The sequence below is a fragment of the Cohnella ginsengisoli genome (assembly GCF_029525555.1).
Classification (GTDB): domain Bacteria; phylum Bacillota; class Bacilli; order Paenibacillales; family Paenibacillaceae; genus Cohnella; species Cohnella ginsengisoli.
In genome coordinates this window covers 1,193,714-1,215,289 of record NZ_JAPDHZ010000003.1, presented here as the reverse complement: position 1 = coordinate 1,215,289, position 21,576 = coordinate 1,193,714, and the positions used below count along the sequence as shown (strand labels likewise).

The 21,576-nt window shown below is 57.6% G+C and carries 20 protein-coding genes and 1 pseudogene; 16 read left to right on the top strand and 5 right to left on the bottom strand.

Features of this window, described 5'->3' with window-relative positions:
* The first annotated feature begins 219 nt into the window (after window positions 1-219).
* Window positions 220-4,326 carry a CBM35 domain-containing protein gene (locus OMP38_RS16885; protein WP_420869701.1) on the top strand — a complete coding sequence of 1,369 codons (4,107 nt, stop codon included), beginning with the start codon at window positions 220-222 and terminating at the stop codon, window positions 4,324-4,326.
* Window positions 4,327-4,510: 184 nt separating this feature from the next.
* Here the strand turns inward: OMP38_RS16885 and OMP38_RS16880 are convergent, their stop codons facing one another.
* Genes OMP38_RS16880 through OMP38_RS16870 form a run of 3 tightly spaced genes read right to left on the bottom strand, consistent with a single transcriptional unit; the run spans window position 4,511 to window position 7,899 of the window.
* Window positions 4,511-5,503: a helix-turn-helix transcriptional regulator gene (locus tag OMP38_RS16880; protein ID WP_277566165.1), complete on the bottom strand. Its 993-nt coding sequence runs from the start codon at window positions 5,501-5,503 to the stop codon at window positions 4,511-4,513.
* Window positions 5,504-5,554: 51 nt separating this feature from the next.
* Window positions 5,555-6,022 carry a response regulator gene (locus OMP38_RS16875; RefSeq protein WP_277566164.1) on the bottom strand — a complete coding sequence of 156 codons (468 nt, stop codon included), beginning with the start codon at window positions 6,020-6,022 and terminating at the stop codon, window positions 5,555-5,557.
* Complete coding sequence (locus OMP38_RS16870) at window positions 6,019-7,899, bottom strand: cache domain-containing sensor histidine kinase (protein ID WP_277566163.1); 1,881 nt, start codon at window positions 7,897-7,899, stop codon at window positions 6,019-6,021. Before OMP38_RS16870 ends, OMP38_RS16875 begins: the two co-directional genes overlap by 4 nt.
* Before the next feature lie 437 nt (window positions 7,900-8,336).
* Here OMP38_RS16870 and OMP38_RS16865 point away from each other — a divergent pair, with 437 nt between their 5' ends.
* The 12 genes and pseudogenes from OMP38_RS16865 to OMP38_RS16815 all read left to right on the top strand — a co-directional run bounded on the left by OMP38_RS16865 (window position 8,337) and on the right by OMP38_RS16815 (window position 16,710).
* Entirely contained in the window at window positions 8,337-9,011 is a 675-nt protein-coding gene (locus OMP38_RS16865; protein ID WP_277566840.1) for an ABC transporter permease subunit, read from the top strand.
* A gap of 15 nt (window positions 9,012-9,026) precedes the next feature.
* On the top strand, window positions 9,027-9,908 hold the full coding sequence (locus OMP38_RS16860; protein WP_277566162.1) for a carbohydrate ABC transporter permease: 882 nt from the start codon (window positions 9,027-9,029) through the stop codon (window positions 9,906-9,908).
* A 31-nt stretch (window positions 9,909-9,939) separates the two neighbouring features.
* The gene (locus tag OMP38_RS16855) at window positions 9,940-11,001 is read left to right on the top strand and encodes an extracellular solute-binding protein (RefSeq protein ID WP_277566161.1); all 1,062 of its coding nucleotides are present in this window, start codon (window positions 9,940-9,942) and stop codon (window positions 10,999-11,001) included.
* On the top strand, window positions 10,952-11,545 hold the full coding sequence (locus tag OMP38_RS16850) for a type 2 periplasmic-binding domain-containing protein (RefSeq protein WP_277566160.1): 594 nt from the start codon (window positions 10,952-10,954) through the stop codon (window positions 11,543-11,545). Before OMP38_RS16855 ends, OMP38_RS16850 begins: the two co-directional genes overlap by 50 nt.
* Before the next feature lie 112 nt (window positions 11,546-11,657).
* On the top strand, window positions 11,658-12,053 hold the full coding sequence (locus tag OMP38_RS16845; protein WP_277566159.1) for a hypothetical protein: 396 nt from the start codon (window positions 11,658-11,660) through the stop codon (window positions 12,051-12,053).
* Window positions 11,989-12,669, top strand: coding sequence for a family 43 glycosylhydrolase (locus OMP38_RS16840; RefSeq protein WP_277566158.1), 681 nt, complete (start codon window positions 11,989-11,991; stop codon window positions 12,667-12,669). The genes OMP38_RS16845 and OMP38_RS16840 overlap by 65 nt, the downstream gene beginning before the upstream one ends.
* Before the next feature lie 327 nt (window positions 12,670-12,996).
* The gene (locus OMP38_RS16835) at window positions 12,997-14,283 is read left to right on the top strand and encodes a carbohydrate-binding domain-containing protein (protein ID WP_277566157.1); all 1,287 of its coding nucleotides are present in this window, start codon (window positions 12,997-12,999) and stop codon (window positions 14,281-14,283) included.
* 270 nt (window positions 14,284-14,553) lie between these two features.
* The gene (locus OMP38_RS16830) at window positions 14,554-14,955 is read left to right on the top strand and encodes a CBO0543 family protein (RefSeq protein ID WP_277566156.1); all 402 of its coding nucleotides are present in this window, start codon (window positions 14,554-14,556) and stop codon (window positions 14,953-14,955) included.
* Between the two features lie 301 nt (window positions 14,956-15,256).
* A pseudogene (locus OMP38_RS35945) lies at window positions 15,257-15,544 on the top strand (SRPBCC domain-containing protein); the annotation flags it as partial.
* A gap of 37 nt (window positions 15,545-15,581) precedes the next feature.
* Window positions 15,582-15,914 carry an SRPBCC family protein gene (locus OMP38_RS16825; RefSeq protein WP_277566155.1) on the top strand — a complete coding sequence of 111 codons (333 nt, stop codon included), beginning with the start codon at window positions 15,582-15,584 and terminating at the stop codon, window positions 15,912-15,914.
* Window positions 15,911-16,258, top strand: a complete 348-nt coding sequence (locus OMP38_RS16820) for an ArsR/SmtB family transcription factor (protein WP_277566154.1) — start codon at window positions 15,911-15,913, stop codon at window positions 16,256-16,258. Before OMP38_RS16825 ends, OMP38_RS16820 begins: the two co-directional genes overlap by 4 nt.
* A gap of 56 nt (window positions 16,259-16,314) precedes the next feature.
* The gene (locus OMP38_RS16815) at window positions 16,315-16,710 is read left to right on the top strand and encodes a VOC family protein (protein WP_277566153.1); all 396 of its coding nucleotides are present in this window, start codon (window positions 16,315-16,317) and stop codon (window positions 16,708-16,710) included.
* Between the two features lie 51 nt (window positions 16,711-16,761).
* Here OMP38_RS16815 and OMP38_RS34775 read toward each other — a convergent pair whose 3' ends face one another.
* Window positions 16,762-17,274: a WYL domain-containing protein gene (locus OMP38_RS34775; RefSeq protein WP_338130534.1), complete on the bottom strand. Its 513-nt coding sequence runs from the start codon at window positions 17,272-17,274 to the stop codon at window positions 16,762-16,764.
* Entirely contained in the window at window positions 17,243-17,674 is a 432-nt protein-coding gene (locus OMP38_RS34770; RefSeq protein ID WP_338130533.1) for a helix-turn-helix transcriptional regulator, read from the bottom strand. The genes OMP38_RS34775 and OMP38_RS34770 overlap by 32 nt, the downstream gene beginning before the upstream one ends.
* Before the next feature lie 90 nt (window positions 17,675-17,764).
* Between OMP38_RS34770 and OMP38_RS16805 the strand changes: the two genes are divergently transcribed.
* From OMP38_RS16805 to OMP38_RS16795, 3 genes are all read left to right on the top strand, one after another.
* Complete coding sequence (locus tag OMP38_RS16805; RefSeq protein ID WP_277566152.1) at window positions 17,765-18,232, top strand: VOC family protein; 468 nt, start codon at window positions 17,765-17,767, stop codon at window positions 18,230-18,232.
* Window positions 18,233-18,256: 24 nt separating this feature from the next.
* Entirely contained in the window at window positions 18,257-18,841 is a 585-nt protein-coding gene (locus OMP38_RS16800; protein ID WP_277566151.1) for a YdeI/OmpD-associated family protein, read from the top strand.
* A gap of 404 nt (window positions 18,842-19,245) precedes the next feature.
* Window positions 19,246-21,525 (top strand): helix-turn-helix domain-containing protein, encoded by a 2,280-nt coding sequence (locus OMP38_RS16795; protein ID WP_277566150.1) that lies wholly within the window; start codon window positions 19,246-19,248, stop codon window positions 21,523-21,525.
* Window positions 21,526-21,576 lie beyond the last annotated feature (51 nt).

Here is a 21,576-nt window from a genome sequence, read left to right as displayed (position 1 = left end):
TCCGGCGAGGAAAAAAGCGAAGTTTACGAGGCGGAAGCGGCCAGGCTGTCGGGGGCTTCCAAAGTCGTCGGCAACAGCGCTTATGCGTCGGACGGCGTCTATGTCGGCTTCGGCAACGGCAGCGTGGACGACTACGTCGAATTTACGGTGAATACGAACGCCGAAGGCACGTACGCGCTTGATTTTCGATATAACAACAGTTCGGCGACACCGGTTAATATGCAATTAAGCGTGAATGACCAGGCGCCCGCTCCGGTTGCGTTTGCATCGAATGCCGGTTCCGTCGCCAACTTCAATCTGAAGACGATATACAACGTCAAGCTGAACGCCGGAAGCAATACGATCCGTCTGTCCGGTCAAAGCGAACTGGCGCTCGACGCCATGATCGTCAAAAAAACGGCGCTGTACGAAGCGGAGGATGCGCAACTGTCGGGCAACGCGCAGACCAATACGGACCATCTGGGTTACAGCGGCACCGGGTTTGTCGGCGGGCTGTGGATCTCGGAATCCGCGGCCGCCTTTACGGTCAACGCGCCGCATGCAGGCAGCTACTCGGTGAAGCTACGTTACAGCCTGGGCTTTAACGACGCCAAAGACAGAACGCTCAGCCTGTACGTCAACGGCCAAAAGGTCAAGCAGGTCGATTTCTTTAGCCTGAAGAATTGGGACCAATGGGCGGATCGCTATGACAATGTTTCCTTGAAAGAAGGAACCAATACGATTGCGTACAAGTACGACGACGGCGATACCGGCAACGTCAATCTGGATTATATCGCCGTGACCGAAGCCACGACCTGGACGTACGAGGCGGAAAGCGCCAAAACGACGGGCGCGAAGGACGCGAAGGTCGTGCAGGCGAAGGAAGGCAATACGGGGATCGGATATGTGAACGGGCTGTCCAAAGCCAATTCGTCGGTGGAGTTCGCCGTAGACATGGAGAATGCGGCTTCCTACGACGTCAAGCTCAGATACGCGAGCGAAAATGCGGGCAAAACGTTGGCGCTGTATTTGAACGGCGCATTCGTGAAGCAAATGACGCTTCCGGCAACCGGCGGCGCCTCGGTCTGGAAGGAGCAGATGGAGACGCTTCGCCTGGAGGCGGGCAGAAACACGATCGCTTATAAAAGCGACTCCGACACGGCAACTCTGATCAAAATCGACAGCATTCACCTGAACAAGCGTACGCCCTGGAAGTATCAGGCGGAGGATGCGGCAAGAGAAGGCAGCTTAAACGTAGCCAAAGATCATCTGTGGTACGAAGGCAACGGATTCGTAGGCGGCTTCGAGCAGGAGGGCGACTCGATCCGGTTCGAGGTCAACGTGCCGAATACGGCGTCCTATACGACCACGCTCAGGTATTCGGGCGCGCAGTCGTCCAATATTACGATGACGATGTACGTGAACGAAGACAAGATCAAGCAGGTATCGCTGCCGCCGACGGCGGACTGGGATACGTGGACGGATGCGACGGAGTCGGTTAACCTGAAGGCCGGCAAAAACATCGTCGAGTTCATTCGCGAGGACGGGGACAGCGGCCGCTTCAATATCGACAGCCTGACGATCGATAAATTCAGCGGCGGCTTCATGCGCTCTACGGCTACGAAGATCATTCCGGAAAAAATGGTGAAAATCCAGCCGAAGCACAGCGGAAAAGCGCTGGACGTCGATCGCGTGTCGAGCGACCCGGGCGCGGTGATCAATCAATGGTCCAACGGCGACGGCAACAATCAGCTGTGGCGGTTCCTGGATCTCGGCACGGGCTACTATCAGATCCAATCCGTTCAAAGCGGCCATGTCATCGATATTCTGGCAGGCTCGCCGATCGGGCAGATCGCTCAAAATACGAGAGCGACCGGCAACGCGATACCGGATACGCAGCAGTGGCGCTTGGAACCGGACGGCGACTACTACAAAATCGCGAACAAAAGCAACGGCAAAGTCATCACGGTACAAGATGCATCGACCAAAGACGGCGCGAAGGTGATGGCGGCCGATGACGAGGCGAAGGACAACCAGCGGATGAAAATCGAGATCCGCAACCTGAGCGACAGCGATTTCCGCGCAGTGACGGACATTACGGCCGTGCCGGCCGCCATGAAGACCGGGCAGGCGCTCACGCTGTTCGGAAAGGTGTCGCCCACGAACGCCACGCGCAAGAGCATCGTTTGGCGCGTGAAGGATGCCGGCAAAACCGGCGCCGCGCTCAATGGCAATGTGTTGACCGCAACGAAAACAGGCGCCGCGGTCGTAACCGCCACGATCGAAGAAGGAAGCGCGGTCGGCGCCGCGTACGCGAAGGACTTTACGATCAACGTCACCAGGGACGATGCGGAGCTCAGCTCCGAGCGCGCGGACTACGATCTCGTCGCGCCGGGCGATGTCAGCACCGCGATCGTATGGAATCAAGCAGCCTCTGTCACGGGTGTCGTCTATGGCGGAGCGGACGGGCAGCCGGTTAACCTGTCCGAAGAAGATTACGCGGTTGCGGACAACGTTTTGACGATTAAAAAAGACTTTCTGGCAGCGCTTGGGCTAGTGAACGGCAGCAAGGTCGAATTCACCGTCTCCTTCAACAAAGGCAATCCGGCCGTCTTTACCGTTAACATCACGGACAGCACGGCTCCGATCAGTCATGGCATCACGGTCGAGACCGAGGGATCCGGCACGGCAAGCGCCGATGTGGAATCGGCGGTCAAGGATGCCGTGGTGACGTTAACGGCGACGCCTGAGGCAGGCTACGTTTTCAAGGAATGGCAGGCGATCAGCCCGGCCGATCTGAATATCGCCGGCAACGCCTTCACCATGCCGAACGAAGCGGTTATCGTAAGGGCCGTATTCGAAGAAGTCCCTGCGGCTAAGTATGCGCTGGCCGTGAAGGAAAGTTATGCTTCGGCGTCCGGAACCGGCAGCTATGCCGAAGGTGCGGCCGTTACGATCCAGGCGGGCAGCCGAAGCGGTTATACGTTTGCGGGCTGGAGCTCGAGCGACGGGGGAATCTTTGCAGACGCCGGCAATCCGACCACGACGTTTACGATGCCTGCGCACCCTGTGACGCTAACGGCTGCATGGATCCGTGTCACGGACGGCAGCGTCACGCCGAACGACGGCGGAAGCACCACGCCTGCCGCTCCGAACTATACGGCGGCGATCCGGTTGACGGACGCATCGGGCAACGGCTCCAAGGAGATGACGCTGCCGATTAAGGTTGACACGAAGACCGGAACGGCAGTGCTGGATACGACTTCGAGCAGCGGCCTTGTGCCGAACGTCGGGACCTCGGTCATCACCGTGCCGGCCATCCCGGCCGTAGGAACGTATACGCTGGTCATTCCCGTATCCGAGCTGTCGACGGCTGCCCGGCAGGGCGCGCTGAAGGTGAATACCGACAAGGGCAGCCTCGAGATTGCGTCGAATATGCTGACGGGCGCCACGGGCGTAGCGGTTGCGGCCGGAGCTAGAGCGGAAATCTCCATCGGCCAGGGCGACAAATCCGCACTGTCCGAGGCTGCAAAAACAAGCATCGGCGAGCGGCCGATGATCAGTCTGACCGTAACGGTCGACGGGAAGCCGATCGCCTGGAACAACCCGGGCGCGCCAGTGACGGTGACGATTCCTTATACGCCATCGGCGGCCGAGCTTGCGCATGCCGAGAGCATCGTCGTCTGGTACGTCGACGGCAGCGGTCAGGCGATCGCGGTGCCGAGCGGTCATTACGATGCGAGCGCCGGTAAGGTGACGTTTACGACAACGCATTTCAGCGATTACGCCGTAGGCTTCAATCCGCTCAGCTTTGCGGACGTCGCGGATAATGCCTGGTATAACCAAGCGGTGGGCTTTATCGCAGCAAGAGGCATCACGACCGGCACGGGCAACGGCAGCTTCAGCCCGAATGCCAGCCTGACCCGCGGCGATTTCCTGGTCATGCTCATGCGGGCTTACGCTATCGCTCCGGATGCGAGCCTGCCAGATAACTTCGCGGACGCAGGCAATAAATACTACACCGGCTATCTTGCTGCGGCCAAAAAGCTGGGCATCGCAGACGGCGTAGGCGACAATCGGTTCGCGCCCGACAGAGCGATTAACCGCCAGGAGATGTTCACGCTGCTGTACAATGCGTTAAACGCGATCGGCAAGCTGCCGCAGGGCAGCTCCGGCAAGACGCTGTCCGGCTTCGGCGACGCAGCACAGATCGCGCCTTGGGCGATGGACGCGATGACCTTGCTGGTCGAGACCGGCACGATCGGAGGCCGCGGCGGACAACTGGCTCCTGCGGGCAAGACCACCCGGGCAGAGATGGGCCAGGTACTGTATAACCTGCTGACTTAAAGCTCTTGCATGCAGTGATAGGATGCGACACCGAGGAACCAAATAAGTCAAAACGGGATGAAGCAGAGCTGTCTGCTTCATCCCGTTTTGCGCGTATGGCCATTGCGTAAACCACTCTCAGCCTCGCGCCATCGTCAAAAAAGGCGCTGTAAGAGCCAAAAGTTACGCTACAGCAGCGTAATCCTTAAATGTCCGTTTCCGCCGCTTGCATGCCCACGATCCGGTCGCGGTAATCGCTCGGATGATAGCCGGTTGCCTCTTTAAATATACGGCTGAAATGCTTCCAGTCGCTGTAGCCGACTTGCGCCGCAATATCGTAGATTTTGGCTTTGGGATCGGCCAGCCGCTTCTTGGCCTCCTCTACGCGAACGTTCGTTAAATATTCCAGAAACGTCGCATTCGTGCGAGCCCGGAACAAGCGGCTGAGATGACTCGGGCTGACATAGACGGCCGCCGCGACGTCGCCGATGTTGAGCGCTTCCGCAAATCGGGCGTGAATGAACGACTTGGCAAGCGCCACGATGCCGTATTCGGCTTGCTCGGGGAGAACGGTTCCGAGCCATTCGTTCATTTCGGTCAGGAGCAGCTGAAGGAATTGCTCTTTTGTCCTTGACCATAACAGTTTTTCGACCAGCTTCGGAATCCGGTTGGAGAGGGGAAGACTGGCCGACGGGTAGCTTTTGGCCAATTGGGCGTACAGGAACTGGATCAGCCCCTCGGCAGCCGGGATGGGGGAAGCCGCGTTGCCCTCGAAGAAGCGCAGCAGCTCCGCCTTGAGCGCCGAGAGGACGGTGTCCGCATCGCCGACTTCAATCGCGGATTGAAGCGAAGTTTTGGCCTGAACGGAGAGCGGCGGGGCCGCCATCGAAGCGAAACGATAAATGCCGCTGCGCTGAAAAAGGCGATCGGACAGGGCGCTGCAAGCTTCTCTCTCCAAAGCGCGAAAAGGCGCCGTCCCGCCGGCCGCAGACAGGCCGAAGCTGATCTGGAGCTTGATGCTGTCGGACCAGAACGCGCGAACGGCCGCCGCCAGCGTATCCAGCTTGCCGCCGGCCGCTTCGGGCGTCTCGGCGCCGGCGCCGATCAGCATATTAAAGCCGTCCAGCGGGGAGCTTGCCGGGATAAAATAAAGATCCTCGATCGCATCCGCAGCCTCGTAAATCACCTTCCTGTACATCCATAGGATCATCTCGTCGTTTCCGAGCTGAGACCGTCTCTCCCGCCGCCTTCATCGAGATCGCACGCGACGATCCTTTTCGCCGGATACGCAAGCGCGTCGAACTGATCCTCGCGGACAAACCGGTCGCGCTTGCGGTCGGTCGTCTTCCGCAGGTCGATTCTTCGGAACATGCTCGCTAGATCTTCCTTTTTTGACGGGCTTGAACAAATAATCCTCCGCCTTCAGCCGGATCGCTTGCTGCATGTAAGAGGAATCGTTGTAGCCGGTCAGCAGCACGACCGGAATCTCGGGATGGCGGTACCGGATCGTTCCCGTTAAGGATAAGCCGTCGATCCCGGGCATATGAATGTCCGTGATGACCAAGTCCACGGGACGGGAAGAAAGGATATCCAAAGCTTCGGCGCCGTTCAGCGCGCCGTAAATCTCCCCGCCCGCCGCCGCTTCCGGCAATTCGGAGATGAGCGCGGCCAAGCCCTTCAGAATCGTATCCTCGTCGTCGACGATCAGCACGTTCATCGCGCAAGCCCCTCTCCGTAGTCGAATTTAAGCGGGATTTTTAAGGTCACGATCGTCCCGTTATGCGGCTCGCTCTGAATATACATTTCTCCTTCATCCTTGTAGATCAATCGAATTCTGCGGTAGACGTTCAGCAGGCCGACGCTGCCCGTTTGTCCCGAATCGGCCCCCAGGTCGCTCCAGATCTCGTTGAGCTTTTCCGGGAGTATGCCCCTGCCTTCGTCGATGACGGAGATGGTCAGTTGACCCTCCCTGGCTTTGATGCGAATCGTCACGGCGATCGTGCCCTGCAGGCTGCTGCCGTGAACGATCGCGTTTTCGACGAGCGGCTGGAAGAGCAGCCCCGGCAAATAGGCGGAGAGCGCCGCATCGTCGACGTCGTATTCGATTTGCAGTTGATCGCCGAAGCGAAGCTTCTGCATGTGCAGATAGTTTTTCATAAACGCCATCTCCACGGCGAGAGAGACCATCTCGTGCTCCCGGACGGCGTGGTATCGGAACAAATCGGCCAGCGCGATCAGTCCTTGCTCCGCGGATTCGGCCCGGCCGCTCTTGACGAGATAACGAAGCGTCTCGAGCGAGTTGTTCAGGAAATGGGGGTTGATCTGGCTCTGCAACGAACGGATCTCCGCTTCCTGCTTCAAGATTTTCGATTGATACACCTCGTTGATCAGCACGTGAATCCGGCCCGCCATTCTGCTGATCGCTCCCCATACCCGTCCAACTTCGTCGGTCCGCATCGGGGGAAACGGCATCTGGAAGTCGTTTTTTTCCAAATCCCGCAGACTGACGACCAGAAGCCGCAGCCGCCGGGTCATGCTGTACGCCAGCAAAATGGCGGCAATGACGGCCACGGTCGTGCCCGCCGCGATGCCCGCGATCGTCCACCACTTGACCTGGCTGACGCCTTTGGTGAGGTACTCGGCCGGGATAACGGCGATGACCTTCCAGCCCGTCTGATCGGACTTGGTATAGCTGACGAGATGCCGGATCCCGCCGATCGAGACGAAGCGGGAGTTCCCGGATCGCGACCAATCGCCTCCGCTCAGGCCGAAGTCGCCCTTCCATTCCTCGCCCGCGCCGACGCTTGGATCGCCTTTGGCGTACATCAGCCGATCGTGGTGATCGAGGACGAATAGACGGGTGTCCGGCCCGAAGTTCACGTCGAGCAGCATGGTGTTGATCAGCTGCAGGGAACCGTCGACTTCGAGAAAGCCGGCCACGTTCTGGCCGTCCGGGCTGCGGATGGGCTGAACGATCTTGAATACGGACGGCGTGCCCGGCGTGTCCATGAGCGCTTCGGTGCCGAAAATGACGGGGACCGGGTTGCTCTCGTCGATTTCCGGATACCACGACTCTTTCCTGTAATTCCGCTGGTCCAGCCACACGCCTCCTTCCCCGATCTGATAATAGAACGCGCCGGCATCGTGGGTATAGAGCGTCACGCCGCTTACATATTGCCGCTGCTCGATGTTCAGCTGCCGAATCGCGTCGTTGAGCAGGATGGAAGTCATCAGCGATTGCGGCCTTCGCGCGCCGTCCGATTCGGCTTGCCGGATCGCGCGGCGGATCGCGGCGATGTTCTGCTTCGCCAGCGCCGTTCGGGTGACGTATAGCAGCTCCCCCTGATACGTGTCCAGATGGCGGCTCGTCTGGCTGAGCAGCTGAGGGATATACGCCTTGATCTGATTTTCCATGGAGAGGCTGTAGTAGTAATAGGAGACGATGCCTACCGTGGATACCGTCCCCGAGATCAAAAGAGAATAGACGACGATCAGCTTGGTGGCGATCGGCCAATTGTCGATGGTCCATCGTTGATTGGGGCGCTTCGACGGCTTCGGCGGTTTCAACGGCTTCAAAGGCTTCAAAGGCTTCAACGGCTCTCCTCCCTGAACCGGAACCAAGTGGACGGCGCGGTTATCTTCTATGATGTTTTCAGTTAATCACGATCGGCGGGAATGCGCAATTTGCGGCGCGCGACAAGGTCGGATCGTCCCCCCCATGCGCAAGGATTGACCTATTTCCATGCGCCGTTCTTTTCCCTAACATTAGGCGTATACAAACGGCGGCGAAAGGGGAGGGACGCGTGCTTCGGTCGAAAATAGGGAAGCATAAAATTCTCTATCTGCTTTTTTATCCCGGTCATCATCTACTTTATAACGTTTCGATATTATCCGATGTTCGTACAGGTGCTGCTGGCGTTCAAGCAGTACAATCTGACCGGCGGCATCTGGGGGGAGCGGCTGGGTCGGCTGGGACAATTTCAGCGCGCTGCTTCATCACAAGGATTTTAAGAGAGTCTTTTTTGAACACGGTGGAAATCAGCCTTTTGCGCATCGGGTTCGGATTTTTCCCTCCGATCCTGCTGGCCATTCTGTTGTTCGACCTGGCTTCCTCCCGGTTCCGCAAAGTAAGCCAGACCGTGCTTTACATTCCGCACTTTTTCTCCTGGGTTATCGTGTATGCGATCGCCTATGCGATGTTTTCGAACACGGGGTTCGTGAACCAGGTTTGGAAGGGGCTGACGGGTCATACGATCGCCTTCTTGACGTCCGAGTCCTGGTTCCGGCCGATCCTGATCGGCACCGGGATCTGGAAGGAGATCGGCTGGGGAACGATCATCTACCTGGCGGGCTTAACCGCCCTCGATCCATCGCTCTACGAAGCGGCGAAGATCGACGGAGCGGGGCCGGTCAAGCGCATTTTCCACATCACGCTGCCCGGTATCTCCTCGATTATCGTTTTTCTGTTTACGATCCAGATCGGCTCGATTCTGTACGCGGGCGGAGAGCAGGTCCTGCTTTTCTACAATCCCGTTACGTATTCGGTAGGCGACATCATCGATACGTGGATTTACCGCCAAGGCGTTGCGCAGCTGCAGTACAGCATGGCGACGGCCATGTCCCTGTTTCAATCTTTCTTCGGTCTGCTGCTCGTCCTGGCGGCGAACAAAGCAGCCAGAAAATATGCCGGCACGGGCATTTGGTAGAAAGGAAGCGTGGGTATGAAACCGTTCCGGGGCGAACGCCTTTATCAGATTTTCTCTTTTGCCATCATCGGGCTGCTGTCGCTGGCTTCGGCGTATCCGATCGTATACGTAGTCTCGATGTCGCTCGTCAGCGAACAGGAGTGGATTCAGCGCAATGGCTTCATCTTCATTCCCTACCATCCGACGTTTCTGGCGTACGAGCGGTTGTTCGTCGGAAGCGTGTTTACGAACGCGCTGACGGTCAGCGTGCTAAGGGCCGCGGTCGGCACCGCGCTAACGCTGACCATGACGATGATCGGCGCCTATGTCGTATCCCGCAAGCGGCTGCCGGGGCGGAAGGTTTTCTTGTTTCTCATCCTGGTCACCGTCCTGTTTAACAGCGGGCTTATACCAACTTATCTGGTCGTTAAGGATCTGCATCTGCTCGACACGTTCTGGTCCCTGATCGTTCCGGGCTTGATCGACAGCTGGAGCCTGCTCGTGCTGAAGCAATTTTTCGAAGGCATCCCGCAGGAGATCGAAGAGTCGGCCGAGGTCGACGGGGTGAACGACTGGTCCTTGATGACCCGCATCATCCTGCCGATGAGCAAGCCGGCGCTGGCCGCCATCGGGCTGTTCATCGCCGTGGCCCATTGGAACAGCTGGTTCGACGCTTTCATTTATATCAACCGTCCGGATTGGATGCCGCTGCAATTGATCATGCGGAACATGTTCGCGAACGCGAATATCGGCTCCGACTTCAATCCGACTTCCGTGCTGAATCCCGCGCAGCGCGTCTCGACGGAATCGCTCAAGATGGCGGTCGCGGTGATCGGTACGGTGCCGATCTTGCTCGTTTATCCGTTTCTCCAGAAGCATTTCGCCAAAGGAATGTATCTGGGCGCGGTGAAAGGATAAATGCAGAAACTGACAATGGGGGGAGCAGCAAATGACGAAAAAGCTTGCAAGCGCACTAATGACGATGGCTTTGTTCAGCACGGCGGCATTGACGGCATGCAGCGGAGGCAAATCGGAGACGGACGGTACGAGTCCGAGTCCGTCGTCCGCAAGCCAGACGGCCAGCCAGTCAGCCGGCCAAGGGACCGCGACAGCATCGGATTCTTCTTCGAAGAAAGTGACGATTTCCTTTATCGAGAACGGTTGGGTCAACACGCCGACCGACGACAACGATCCGTGGAGAAAGTGGATGAACGAGACATACAACGTCGACTTCAAGCTGTCCGCCTATCCCGAATCCGATCTCGAGAGCAAGCTCATGGTGCAATTCGCTTCGAACGATCCGCCCGATATGATCTACGCCTGGGATCTGAATACGATCAAAAAGTTATACAAGCAAGGCGTGCTGCTCGACGATTGGACGCCGTATCTGGATAAGCTGCCGACCATGTCGGGAACCTTCTCCAACCAATCCAAAGCGTACGTGAACGAGGGCGGCAAAATGATCGGATTGCCGACGCTGCCGAATCCCAACACGTTTTCGTTCAAAATCAGGCAGGATTGGCTCGACAAATTACAGTTGAAGCAGCCGACGACGCCGGAAGAACTGCTAGACGTTTTGCGCAAATTCACGCACGACGACCCTGACGGCAATCAGAAAAACGACACCTGGGGCATCAGTTCGGCCGGCGCCGGCGCCAATCTGGGCGAGCTGAAAAACCTGGAGCTGATGTTCGGCAAAACCCGAATCTTCGCGGGCAGCGGCCAGGCGGAAAGCGCGATCGTCAACGGCACGCACAAAAAAGCTGCTCGACTACGTCAAAACGATCGTAGACGAGAAGCTCATCGATCCCGATTGGTATACGCAGGGCTGGGAGCAGCGCAAGCCGAAGCTGTTCGCGGGCAAGGTGGGCGTGACGTTCTATCCGGGCGTACTCGTCAACGAGGTGGAAGGCGGCACCGGCTCGACCGGGTCGACGATCGGATGGTTCGAGAACCTGCCGATGCCAAAGGGAGGTCCGGAAGGCGGCAACCTCCCGCCCGGCGCGATTAACAGCGGGATCATCACCGTCTCCAAGGCGGCCGCGCAGGATCCGGAGAAGCTGGAACGCATCCTCAAGATCATCGAAAACACGACTTACCCAAATGACGGCTACTGGGCGCTGCGGTGGGGCGTCGGCGTCAACGGGCAGAAGGTCATGGATGTCGAAGGCGGCGGCAAGTTCGTCAGCCTCAAGGGAGAACTATATCGTCAGGACAACAAAGGCGCCTATGACTGGGGAACGTGGGTCGCCACGGGACAGGACGGCGTGGTGGAGAGCACGAACGAACAACCGGCAGAATCGGATAAAAAGCAGATGAGGCTGGACAAAGAAACGATGCAAATGCCGGCCAATCCGAACGATATGGCGATGCTGACCCTTGATCCGCAGATTGTGTCGGACCTCGATACGCTGCAGAACGAGTTCGACATCAAGTACATCCTGGGCGGCACCAAGGATTATGACGGGTTCGTGAAGCAGTGGCTGTCCGCCGGCGGACAGACCTTGCTTGACGAGGCGACGAAGCAGTTCAAGGCAGCAGGCCTCATCAAATAACGGGGACGCTGGAAGCCCAAGGCTCCGGAGATGGCGGATGCCGCTCCCGGCCTTGGGCACCAACGCTTCGCGGGGGCTTCGCGAGGGAATCGTTAGAACAGGGGGAGAGCGCTTGAAGGTGGAAGAGGGAATGGACTTTGCAGCGTGGCGTACGGATTATAAATGGGGAGCGCCGCTCATCGCGGCGTCCGGTTTGCCGGGCCGATTCGACAGTCACGGCGTCGATTGCCCGTTCGTGTTTTACCACCGGGGCCGCTACATGATGACCTATGTCGGATTCGACGGCTGGGGCTACCAGACCGGACTTGCGGAAAGTGACGATTTAATTCACTGGAGAAGCCTCGGGACGATTTTGTGCCGCGGCGAAGGCAGCGAGTGGGAACGCGTCGGGGCGGCGGGCACTTGGCTGCTGAAGGCAACGAATGACTTGTCCGAGCTCCCCCGTGCTCAAGAAGGTGGACGGGAAGTACTGGATGGTTTATCACGCGTACCCGGAAGAGGGCTATGAAGCCGGACCGGCCGAGATGGGCCTGGCTTGGTCGACGGACGAGGAACTGCGGGAATGGCATCGCCTGGAGCGGCCCGTGCTCTCCTGGAAGGACGGAGCGGACTGGGAACGAGGCGGCCTGTACAAGGCCTGCCTGATCGAGCATGAAGGCATGTATTACTTGTTCTACAACGCCAAAAACGCCGATCGGAGCTGGCGGGAGCAGACGGGCGTGGCCGTGTCCGAGGATCTGCTGCACTGGCGGCGGTACGAGAGCAACCCCATTCTGCCGGTCGTTCCGGAGAGCTGGCAGTCGACCTTCGTGTCGGATCCGTGCGTCGTCAAGGACGGGGACCGATGGCTCCTGTTTTATTTCGGCTACGACGGTTCCCATTCGCAGGAGGGCATCGCCGTTTCCGACAACCTGCTCGATTGGAAGCGCAGCGAAGAACCCATTCTCAGGCACGGCGCACCGGGAGAGCTGGACGAGATCCATGCCCACAAGCCTTCCGTGGTGCGCCGCAACGATGTCCTCTACCATTTTTACTGCGCGGTACGGCCCGTTCGCCCCGATGACCGGACATTAGGCGGAGAATTTCGCGCGATTGCCGTAGCGACTTCATCGCGGATCGATTGAGTGTTTGCCGGAGCGAAGAGACGCGCAGGCGCGATATCGGCGTGCCGGCGTTTTTCGGAACATTGTGCGGGTAGTAAAAACCCGCATCTATACATGCATTTTTAACCGACTCGCGCCACTTGACCGGAAGGCTATCGGATGAATGTTCGAAAAGCGTCTTGGATATCCGTCAATCCATAGGAACGTCAGGGAGATCTGCCCCTGACGTTTTTTTAGGTTTAAGGTTGATTTAAGCCGCAGCCCGCATGATCTAACTAAGACATGAAGCAGTAGACGTTGTCTAATCACTATATGCTCGGCCGCCGAGCGTTCGAGGAGTGTTGATCAATGAAAACGAAAAAAGTAAAAACCCTAAGCGCAGCGACGATGGCCGTATTGCTGAGCGCTGCGATTGCAGGGTGTTCCCAGGCGCAAAGCGGCGGCGGAAATGCCGCGGCTGCGCAAGCGGCGAGCACGCAGGCGGTAAGTACGCAATCTGCGGGCACGCAGTCGGAGTCGACGTCGACGACAAACACGACGGCGGCCTCCGGCGCGGCTTCGGCAGCCGGAACGACCAAGCTGGATACGTCGACCTTGTTCAGCGACCGGGATCTGGAGCAAACGGCGGACCTGACGGCGGCGACGCAAGTGAAACTGGAAAACGGTAAAGACGTGACGATCGACGCGGACGGCGTCTATGTCCTGAGCGGCGACGCGACCGATGCGACGGTCATCGTGGAGGCGCCCGACGATGCCAAAGTGCAGCTCGTCCTGGACGGCGTCAGCATCACCAATGCGGACGCGCCTGCCATCTATGTGAAGGCGGCGGATAAAGTGTTCATAACCTCCACCGACGGTACGAACCATTTGGAAGTCACGGGAACTTATGTGGCGGATGGAGAGACGAATCTGGATGCGGCGATTTTCTCCCGCTCGGATCTGACGCTGAACGGAACCGGGACGTTGGACATCGTATCGAAGGAAGGGAACGGGATCTCGTCGAAGGACGATCTGAAGGTGACCGGCGGCGTCTATAACGTTCAATCGGCTGCCGATGCGCTGGAGGCGAACGATGCCATTTTGATCAGCGGCGGCACGATGACGATCGATGCGGGGAAGGATGCGCTGCACAGCGAAAATGCCGATGATGCCACGCTCGGATATATCTATATGCAAGGCGGCACGCTGAACATCACGGCAGCCGACGATGGCGTTCAAGGCACCAGCCTGGTTCAAATCGACGGCGGCACGATCGACATTACGAAAAGCGAAGAAGGCATCGAAGCGAACTATATCGTGATCAACGACGGACAAATCTCACTGTATGCGAACGACGACGGCATCAACGCCGCGCAAAAGGCGAGCGGCGACGTCGCGATCGAAGTCAACGGCGGCACGTTGGACGTGACCGTGGGCAGCGGGGATACGGACGCGTTCGATTCCAACGGCGATCTATATGTGAACGGCGGCACCATCAAGGTGACGGCGCCGACCTCTTCGTTCGACGCGGACGGCACGGCGCAGCTCAACGGCGGCGATGTCACGGTCAACGGCGAGAAAATCACGGAGATGCCGGTATCGCGCATGGGCGGCGGCGGTGGCGGCAGAGGCGGCAGAGGCGGCATGAGAAGGTAAGGGAGAGCCCCAAATGATGGCTATACAGTGAGATTGCCAGATTTATGCATCATTTTCGCTTCCCCGGGAACGCTATTAATCAAACAATGGGGAGCGACTACAAAATGTGGATAAAGCCGATTCAAGATCCGGACAAAATTAAAAAAGGTTGGCGACATCTACGACAAAGTCGTACAGGCCCATAAAGAATACTTTGACTATTGGCTGCATCACACCCTGTTCCATTGGGACTTCTGGATATCGCTGGCTCTCACGATTTTGCCGTGGGCGGTGTGGATAAAAGTCAGAAATAAGGAAAGCGAGGACCGTTCGTTATTCGTTATTTTCTTTACGGTGATCGTGACTTGCTGGCTGGACTTCGTCGGCACCGATTACGGGCTATGGTTTTACACGGGCAAGGTAATCCCTACGATTCCCGTTTATTTCCCTTGGGATTTCTGCATCCTTCCCGTTTTCATCGCTTTGCTGATCCAGTACAAGCCGCATTTCTCTCCTCTGATCAAAGCATTGGTATTCGCGGCCGTGAGCGCCTTTATCGGCGAGCCTGTCTTTCTTTGGCTCGGTTTTTATGTCATCGTGAAGTGGAATATTCTATATTCGCTGCCCATTTATTTTTTCATTTATTTGGCTTCGCACAAGATCAGTAAAAGAAAAGGCTTTGCGGCGTTTTGACCGCGCGGCTTTATAGACGGGCAGGGACTTAGGTCCCTGCCCTTTATTTTAAGCGGAAGGCTGTTCTTGGAGGTGGGAGGCGCAACTTTATGATCTCGGCACGATGAGACGGGGCGCGATGATTGTTGAAAGGGTTTCAACCGCTATTTGGGATAAGCGGCGAGCGCAAGGACGCCAAGCCCACGGGCTTGGCGTTGCTCACGGTTTTGTCGGCAGCTGTCTTGACAATCTCTTTTATTTAAGTTAGCCTTTATATAAGTAATTTCTTGTATAATAAAATGCTTGTATAAATGCGTTTTTTATGGAGGTGAGCGCTATATTTAATTTGGAATCCTGTTTAGGCGCCGTTACCCGCACGGTATCGGAGCTCGAGAGAGAGGGAAAGCCCGCGCGCAACGTTACGCTGGAGCGCGCTTACGACACGACGCTGGACGATCTGTGGGATGCCATGACCAATCCGGAGCGCCTGCCTCGCTGGTTTGCGCCGGTCGGCGGCGAATTGCACATGGGAGGCCGGTATCAGATTCAGAACAACGCCGGCGGCATCGTTACCGAATGCGATCCGCCGCGTTTTTTCGCCTTGACCTGGGAATTCGCCGGGGGGGTTAAGCTGGGTCGAGGTGCGATTGTTCGCCGAAGGAGAGGATCGGTCCCGCCTGAAGCTGTCGCACATCTGCCCGATCGACGACCATTGGAGAAAGTTCGGGCCCGGCGCGGTCGGCGTAGGCTGGGATTTAAGCCTGGCCGGTCTGACATTCCATCTTGCCGACGGCGATGCGGAGCGGATCGATGAAAATGAATTCGGCGCCTCCGTCGAAGGGAAGGCGTTTATGGCCGACTGCAGCGAGGAATGGCGGCGTGCGGCGGTCGCCGGCGGAGAGAAGGAATCGCAGGCCGGGGCGGCGGCGAACCGGGTTACGGCCTTCTATACGGGCAGCGAGCCGCCGGAGGCCGAATGAACGCATTCGACGTGCTCGGCGATCCGGTGCGGCGCCGCATTCTGATGGCGCTCGCCGAGGGCGAGCGCCGCTCCGGCGATATCGTCGAGATCGTCCAACGCGAGTTCGGCATTTCCCAAGCCGCCGTCTCGCAGCACCTTCGGATATTGCGGGACAGCGGATTCGCCCGCGTCAAGGTCGACGAGCAGCGACGCATCTATTCGCTCGATACAAGGCCGCTGCAGGAGGTCGACGAATGGCTCGATCGTTTTCGCGCCTTCTGGGAACCGAAGCTCAGCGCGCTCGACACCGAGATCGCGAGAGGCAAGAAAATGCGGCAAACGAAAGGGCAGCCGAAAGAATGAAGCTTCATGGGCTTTTCGCGGACAGAACGTACTTGAGATCGGGAGGCATATAAAAGATGGACAAGGTGATTCCTTTCTTAATGTTTCAGGACGGCAAAGCGGAAGAAGCGATGAATTTTTACGCCTCGCTCATCGAAGACTCCGCCATTACGAGCATCGTTCGGTACGGCGCGAACCAGGGCGGGGATGAGGGCACCGTCATGCAGGCGACATTTACGTTAAAAGGCCAGGAATTCATGTGCATCGACAGCAACGTCAAACATCAATTTGCGTTCACGCCATCGTTCTCCATCTATGCGGTCTGCCATACCGAGGAAGAAATCGACGCGCTCTACGAGAAACTGAAAGAGGATCGACAAGCGCTGATGCCATTGGGCGATTACGGGTTCAGCAAAAAGTTCGGTTGGGTGAACGACCGTTACGGCGTGTCATGGCAGCTTAACCTGGTATAACGGCTTATTTGGAATCGGACATGGAGAGAGGCTGCCCGCCTCTCTTTTTTGTTACCGGTAATGGTTCATGATCTCCGCTACGTAGCGTTTAAATTCCGCTACGTAATCGGCCGGCGCCACGAGCTTTATTTCCGTGCCGAAGCCCGCCAGATGTCGAAACCCGATTTGGCTTTGCGGAATCCGGATGGTCGCCGACAGCCACTCCGCGCTATGGGGCGTCAGGCTGCTTCTTCCGTATCTTTCGATGAATTGATCCCTGATCGCGGGCGAGACGAGCGCCTGGACTTCGACGAGCTGCGGCGCGAAGTCTTCGGCGGTCTGCCGATTCATGGCGTCGTCTCGCGGAACGAATGTCTGCTTGTCCAGCGCCAGATTGTCGGTTCTGGACAGCTTGAACGTTCGATACCCCGCGCGCGTCAAGCAGAACCCGATCAGGTACCAGCTCGATTCGCTAAAGTGAAGCTGATACGGCTCGACGGTTCGCTTCGTGGACATGCCGTTTTTATCGATGTAGTCGAAAGTCAGCCTTCTGCTATGCCGGATCGCCTCCTGGCACAAGCGCAAGATGTCCGCGATCTCGTCGCGGCCGCTCCAGTCGTAGAAGGAGAGACGAACGGCGCTTTTTAAACGCCCGGCGTTTACCATCGATTCGATTTTTTTTGATCGTGACTTCGACTTCCCGGTTCACATAGATTTGTCCCAACCCGCCCAGGGCCACCAGTATATTCTCCAGATCGCCGCTGTTCAGAAGGCGCTTGTCGATCTTGTATTCGTCCATGATGCCGTAGCCGCCGTTCGCCCCATGGATCGAATAGATCGGTATATTCGACAAGCCGAGCGTCTCCATATCGCGGAGGACGGTTCGTTTGGAAACGTTGAACAAGCGCGACAGCTCCGTCGTCGAGACGGTTTCCTTTTGCAGCAGAATCATGACGATTGCGATCAGCCGCTCGATTTTATCCATCTTTTTTCTCCCGCCCGGTTGGAATGATGACAATATGCTGTCACCTATCATAGCTTATGCTTCTCTTATAACAAAGAGGAGGCTGTACACATGTCGGTTATCGCATACTTGAATTTTGACGGGAACGCTGCGGAAGCGATCGATTTTTATGCAGAGGCGTTCGAAGCGGACGAGGTCAAGCAAGTGAAGTTCGGGGATCTCCCGCAGGATCCGAACTACCCGTTGCCGGAGCACGAATTGAACATGATCATGGAGTCGTCGATCGCGTTTGCCGGCGGGAAGCTTATGATATCGGATCTGTTGTCGGCGATGAAGCAAGGCTCCGGCGAACTGGTCCGAGGCAACAACGTGCTTATCAGCATCGCGAACGAAAGCCGATCGACGCTGGAACGCTGCTTCGAGCGACTGTCGGTCGGCGGCCATGTGATCATGCCGTTGTCAGATACGCCCTGGTCCTCCTGCTTCGGCATGCTGGCCGACCGGTTCGGCATCGTATGGAAATTCAATAGCGACGCGGACAAGTTTCTGGATCGCGTGCTCGCGATGAAGCCACAGTAAAAAAAGGAGCTGCACGGCTTGCCTATGGAAATTAGAAATTTGCTGGCCGTCAAAACGGCAGCGGAATTAAGGGCCTGGCTCCGCGAAAATGGCGGGACCGAAAAAGAATGCTGGGTGATCGTCGGCATGAAGCCGGCTGCGGATACGTTGCTTTATCTGGACGCCGTTGAACAAGCGTTATGCTTTGGATGGATCGACGGAACGAAAAAGAGGATATCCGAAACCGGGCTTGCGCAGAGACTGTCTCCGAGAAGCAAAGGAAGCGCCTGGACCGAGCTGAATAAAGCGCGGGCCCGCCGGCTCGAAAGGCTGGGGCTGATGACGGAGGAAGGCAGGCGCGTCCTTCCGGATATGCGTCCGGATGCGTTTAAGATCGATCCGCTGATCGAGCAACGGCTTAGGGAGGACGCGGCGACCTACGAGAACTTCACCCGATTCCCGGCTTTGTACCGAGCCGTCCGGATCGATACGATTCAAAGCTATAAGAAGGAAGCCGAATTGTTCGACAAGCGATTGACGAAGTTTATTCAACATACCAAGCAAAATAAGATGTATGGCGAGTGGCATGATGACGGGCGGCTGCTGGCGGATTCGGATTCATACCGATGAAGCCGATCGCTTAGAATGATGCCCCAATCGTCAAACGGGACGAAGCAGAAAAATTTCCTGCTTCGTCCCGTTTGCGTTTCGTGGCTATGGCTACCTTCTTGATGATGGGCGCGGCAAAGCTATGTGACCGCAAGGCTTCCTTTACCGAAACTCGAAGGTGCGTGGCGCTGCGTTTGCGCAAGAGAAGCCAGAAGCTAGATTGTGCTTCAAAGGGACAGATGCTATCATTTCTTTTATATTAAACTCCGTTTACTATAATAAACGCTTTGCTGCGTGCGGACGTCCTCGGATTGACGGATCGGGACCCGGGAATTAAGGTAAAGAAGGGACCGTCCGGCGCGAGGCGTCCGCCTCAGCCACATTTTGTAAACGGTTCCATTTAGCTTGGCAGAACGGGGGATACAATGCGCAAGTTTCGTCTGGCGAACGTAGATAAGAGTCTTTACATCCGGATGCTCGTGCTGATCACGGTGCTGCTGCTAAGCAGCGTGCTGCTCATCTCGCTGCTGACGTATTCGCTTGCGAAGAAGAACAGCTTCGAGAATGCGCAGCAGTCGAACGCGGCCGCGCTGACGCAGCAATTGTCGCTGATCGATCAGGAGCTGGAGTCGGTGAGCAGCCTTGCGGCCAACATTTTGATGACGCAGTCCTATATGTTCGCCGAGTGGGAAAATTCGCTGTCCGTCGGCTCGATCATCGATTTGAACAACTACCTGAAGCAGCAGCGCTCGCTCATCCCGTATATCGATTCCATCTACTTGTACTACGACAAGCTGGATCAGATCATCACGAGCGGTCTGCAAGCGCGTCCGCTTGCCGAGTTCGCGGACCGGGGCTGGACCTCCGCTTACGGCGGCAACGTCCAGCGCACGCAATGGCTGGTGAATCGCGAGACGCACCCGGAAGGCACGGTCGCCAAGGCAGCGGAAGCGCCCGCCTCCGAACGACGCTGGATCACGCTGGTGCAGACGATGCCGCTGATCGGCAAGCCGATCGGCGCGATCGTGATCAACATCGATCAGGACAGGCTGCTGGACGATTACCTGCAAGCCTATTCGTCCAGCGCCGGCGAGATGCTCGTCCTCGGTCCGTCCGGCGAGTTCCTCTACGGCGGCGACGAGCTGCGGACGAACGGGGACCGGATCGTCAAGATCGCGCTGGCGCAGCGCGGCGGGGATTCGATCGTCGCGACCGTCGCGCATCAAAAGCAACTGATCACGACGCTGGAATCGGGGGCGACGCATTGGCGCTTCGTGCATCTGGTGCCGGTCGCGCAGCTGCTCGCGCACATCGACAAGCTGAAAACCGTCGTGTTTTCGGTCTCTCTCCTTTATGTGGCGATTGCAGGCGTGAGCGCCTGGTATTTTTCCCGGCGCATCTATCGGCCGCTGGCGCAATCGATCGCTTATATTCGCAGGCTGGAGGAGGAGACGAGCGACAGCCGCAGCGAGGCGGAGCTCATCGTTTCGGTGTACGATCGCTTGCAGCGAACCCGGCAGCAGGAGCGGCAAAATCATGAGGACATCGTGCGGCAAAGACTGCTGCTCGATATGATGCAGGGGCTGGGCTTGACCCAGTACAAGCACCTGCCGATCGCGCCTTTAGAAAAAGAAGTTTGGTCGGCTTGGGAAGCCCAATATACGCTCATCCTGTTCGAGCCGGAGAGCCAGTCGGACGGCCGAAGGGCGGAGGACAACATCCAACAGCAGCTGTCGCTGCTGGAATGGAGCGATTCGCTCCGCAAGCAGGTGTCGGGCGAGGTCGTCCTGCGCGACGACGGACAGATCGTCGTCATCGTCGGCGGCGAGCCGGCGCCCGACATGGCGGCGCACTGGCAGCGGCAGGCGCTGCATTTCGGCTTGCCGCCGATGACGGTCGGGATCAGCGAGCTTCACCGCGGGATCGACCGGCTCGAGCATGCCTACCGGCAGGCGAACGAGGCGCTGCGCCGCAAGCTGTACGCGGGCCGCGGCGCGATTATCCGCTACGAACGGCTGCAGGACGACGGCGCGGACCGGCTCCAATCGTATCCGGGCGCGATCGAAAAGCAGCTCGTGCAGGCGATTAAAGATAAAGATGCGGAAGGCGTCAGGCAAGGGCTCGACAGCCTCAAAGACTGGATGCTCGAGCACAGGCCTCACCCGGTCGTCATGCAGCAAGCGATGACGCAGATTCGCGGCGAGATGCTGAAGCTGATCGCGGGCTTCGGCGCGGAGGAGCAGACGCTCATCCTGCAGCTCTCGATGCCCGAGCGCCACGACATGACGCTCTACGAATACATTCGGCTGCTTCAGCACATCGCGGACGCCCTGATTGAGCAGTACGCCCGAATGTCGTCCCGGGCGCACGACGCCACTTTGGAGCGCGCCGTTCGCTACATCCAGGACCATTATGAGCAGCAGCTGTCGGTCGAGCAGGTGGCCGAGCATGTGCGCCTGAGCGCCTCCTACGTGAACAAGCTGTTCAAGGAGCGGCACGGCACGACGATCAACGAATACATCATCGAGCTTAAAATCGGCCGGGCCAAACGCTTGCTGACGGACACCGACCTCGTCATCGAAGAAATCAGCCAGCAAATCGGCTACAATACGCTCAGCTATTTTACCAGACTGTTCAAAACGAAAACCGGGATGACGCCCGGACAATATCGCCGGCAGCATGGCGCGAAGCCGGAAAATACCTAGAGAATCAGCGATGATTCTCTTTTTACATAAGAAAACGCGAAAAAGACAAAG

What these genes read in the sequence shown, in the direction of transcription:
- OMP38_RS16850 (WP_277566160.1), top strand. Translation starts at nt 10,952, where the DNA reads ATGCCAAAGGGAGGTCCGGAAGGCGGCAACCTCCCGCCCGGCGCGATT.
- OMP38_RS16875 (WP_277566164.1), bottom strand. Translation starts at nt 6,022, where the DNA reads ATGAACGTGCTGATCGTCGACGACGAGGATACGATTCTGAAGGGCTTG.
- OMP38_RS16815 (WP_277566153.1), top strand. Translation starts at nt 16,315, where the DNA reads ATGGACAAGGTGATTCCTTTCTTAATGTTTCAGGACGGCAAAGCGGAA.
- OMP38_RS34770 (WP_338130533.1), bottom strand. Translation starts at nt 17,674, where the DNA reads ATGGATAAAATCGAGCGGCTGATCGCAATCGTCATGATTCTGCTGCAA.
- OMP38_RS16880 (WP_277566165.1), bottom strand. Translation starts at nt 5,503, where the DNA reads ATGTACAGGAAGGTGATTTACGAGGCTGCGGATGCGATCGAGGATCTT.
- OMP38_RS16860 (WP_277566162.1), top strand. Translation starts at nt 9,027, where the DNA reads ATGAAACCGTTCCGGGGCGAACGCCTTTATCAGATTTTCTCTTTTGCC.
- OMP38_RS16835 (WP_277566157.1), top strand. Translation starts at nt 12,997, where the DNA reads ATGAAAACGAAAAAAGTAAAAACCCTAAGCGCAGCGACGATGGCCGTA.
- OMP38_RS16795 (WP_277566150.1), top strand. Translation starts at nt 19,246, where the DNA reads ATGCGCAAGTTTCGTCTGGCGAACGTAGATAAGAGTCTTTACATCCGG.
- OMP38_RS16885 (WP_420869701.1), top strand. Translation starts at nt 220, where the DNA reads ATGCAATTAAGCGTGAATGACCAGGCGCCCGCTCCGGTTGCGTTTGCA.
- OMP38_RS16800 (WP_277566151.1), top strand. Translation starts at nt 18,257, where the DNA reads ATGGAAATTAGAAATTTGCTGGCCGTCAAAACGGCAGCGGAATTAAGG.
- OMP38_RS16855 (WP_277566161.1), top strand. Translation starts at nt 9,940, where the DNA reads ATGACGAAAAAGCTTGCAAGCGCACTAATGACGATGGCTTTGTTCAGC.
- OMP38_RS16820 (WP_277566154.1), top strand. Translation starts at nt 15,911, where the DNA reads ATGAACGCATTCGACGTGCTCGGCGATCCGGTGCGGCGCCGCATTCTG.
- OMP38_RS16805 (WP_277566152.1), top strand. Translation starts at nt 17,765, where the DNA reads ATGTCGGTTATCGCATACTTGAATTTTGACGGGAACGCTGCGGAAGCG.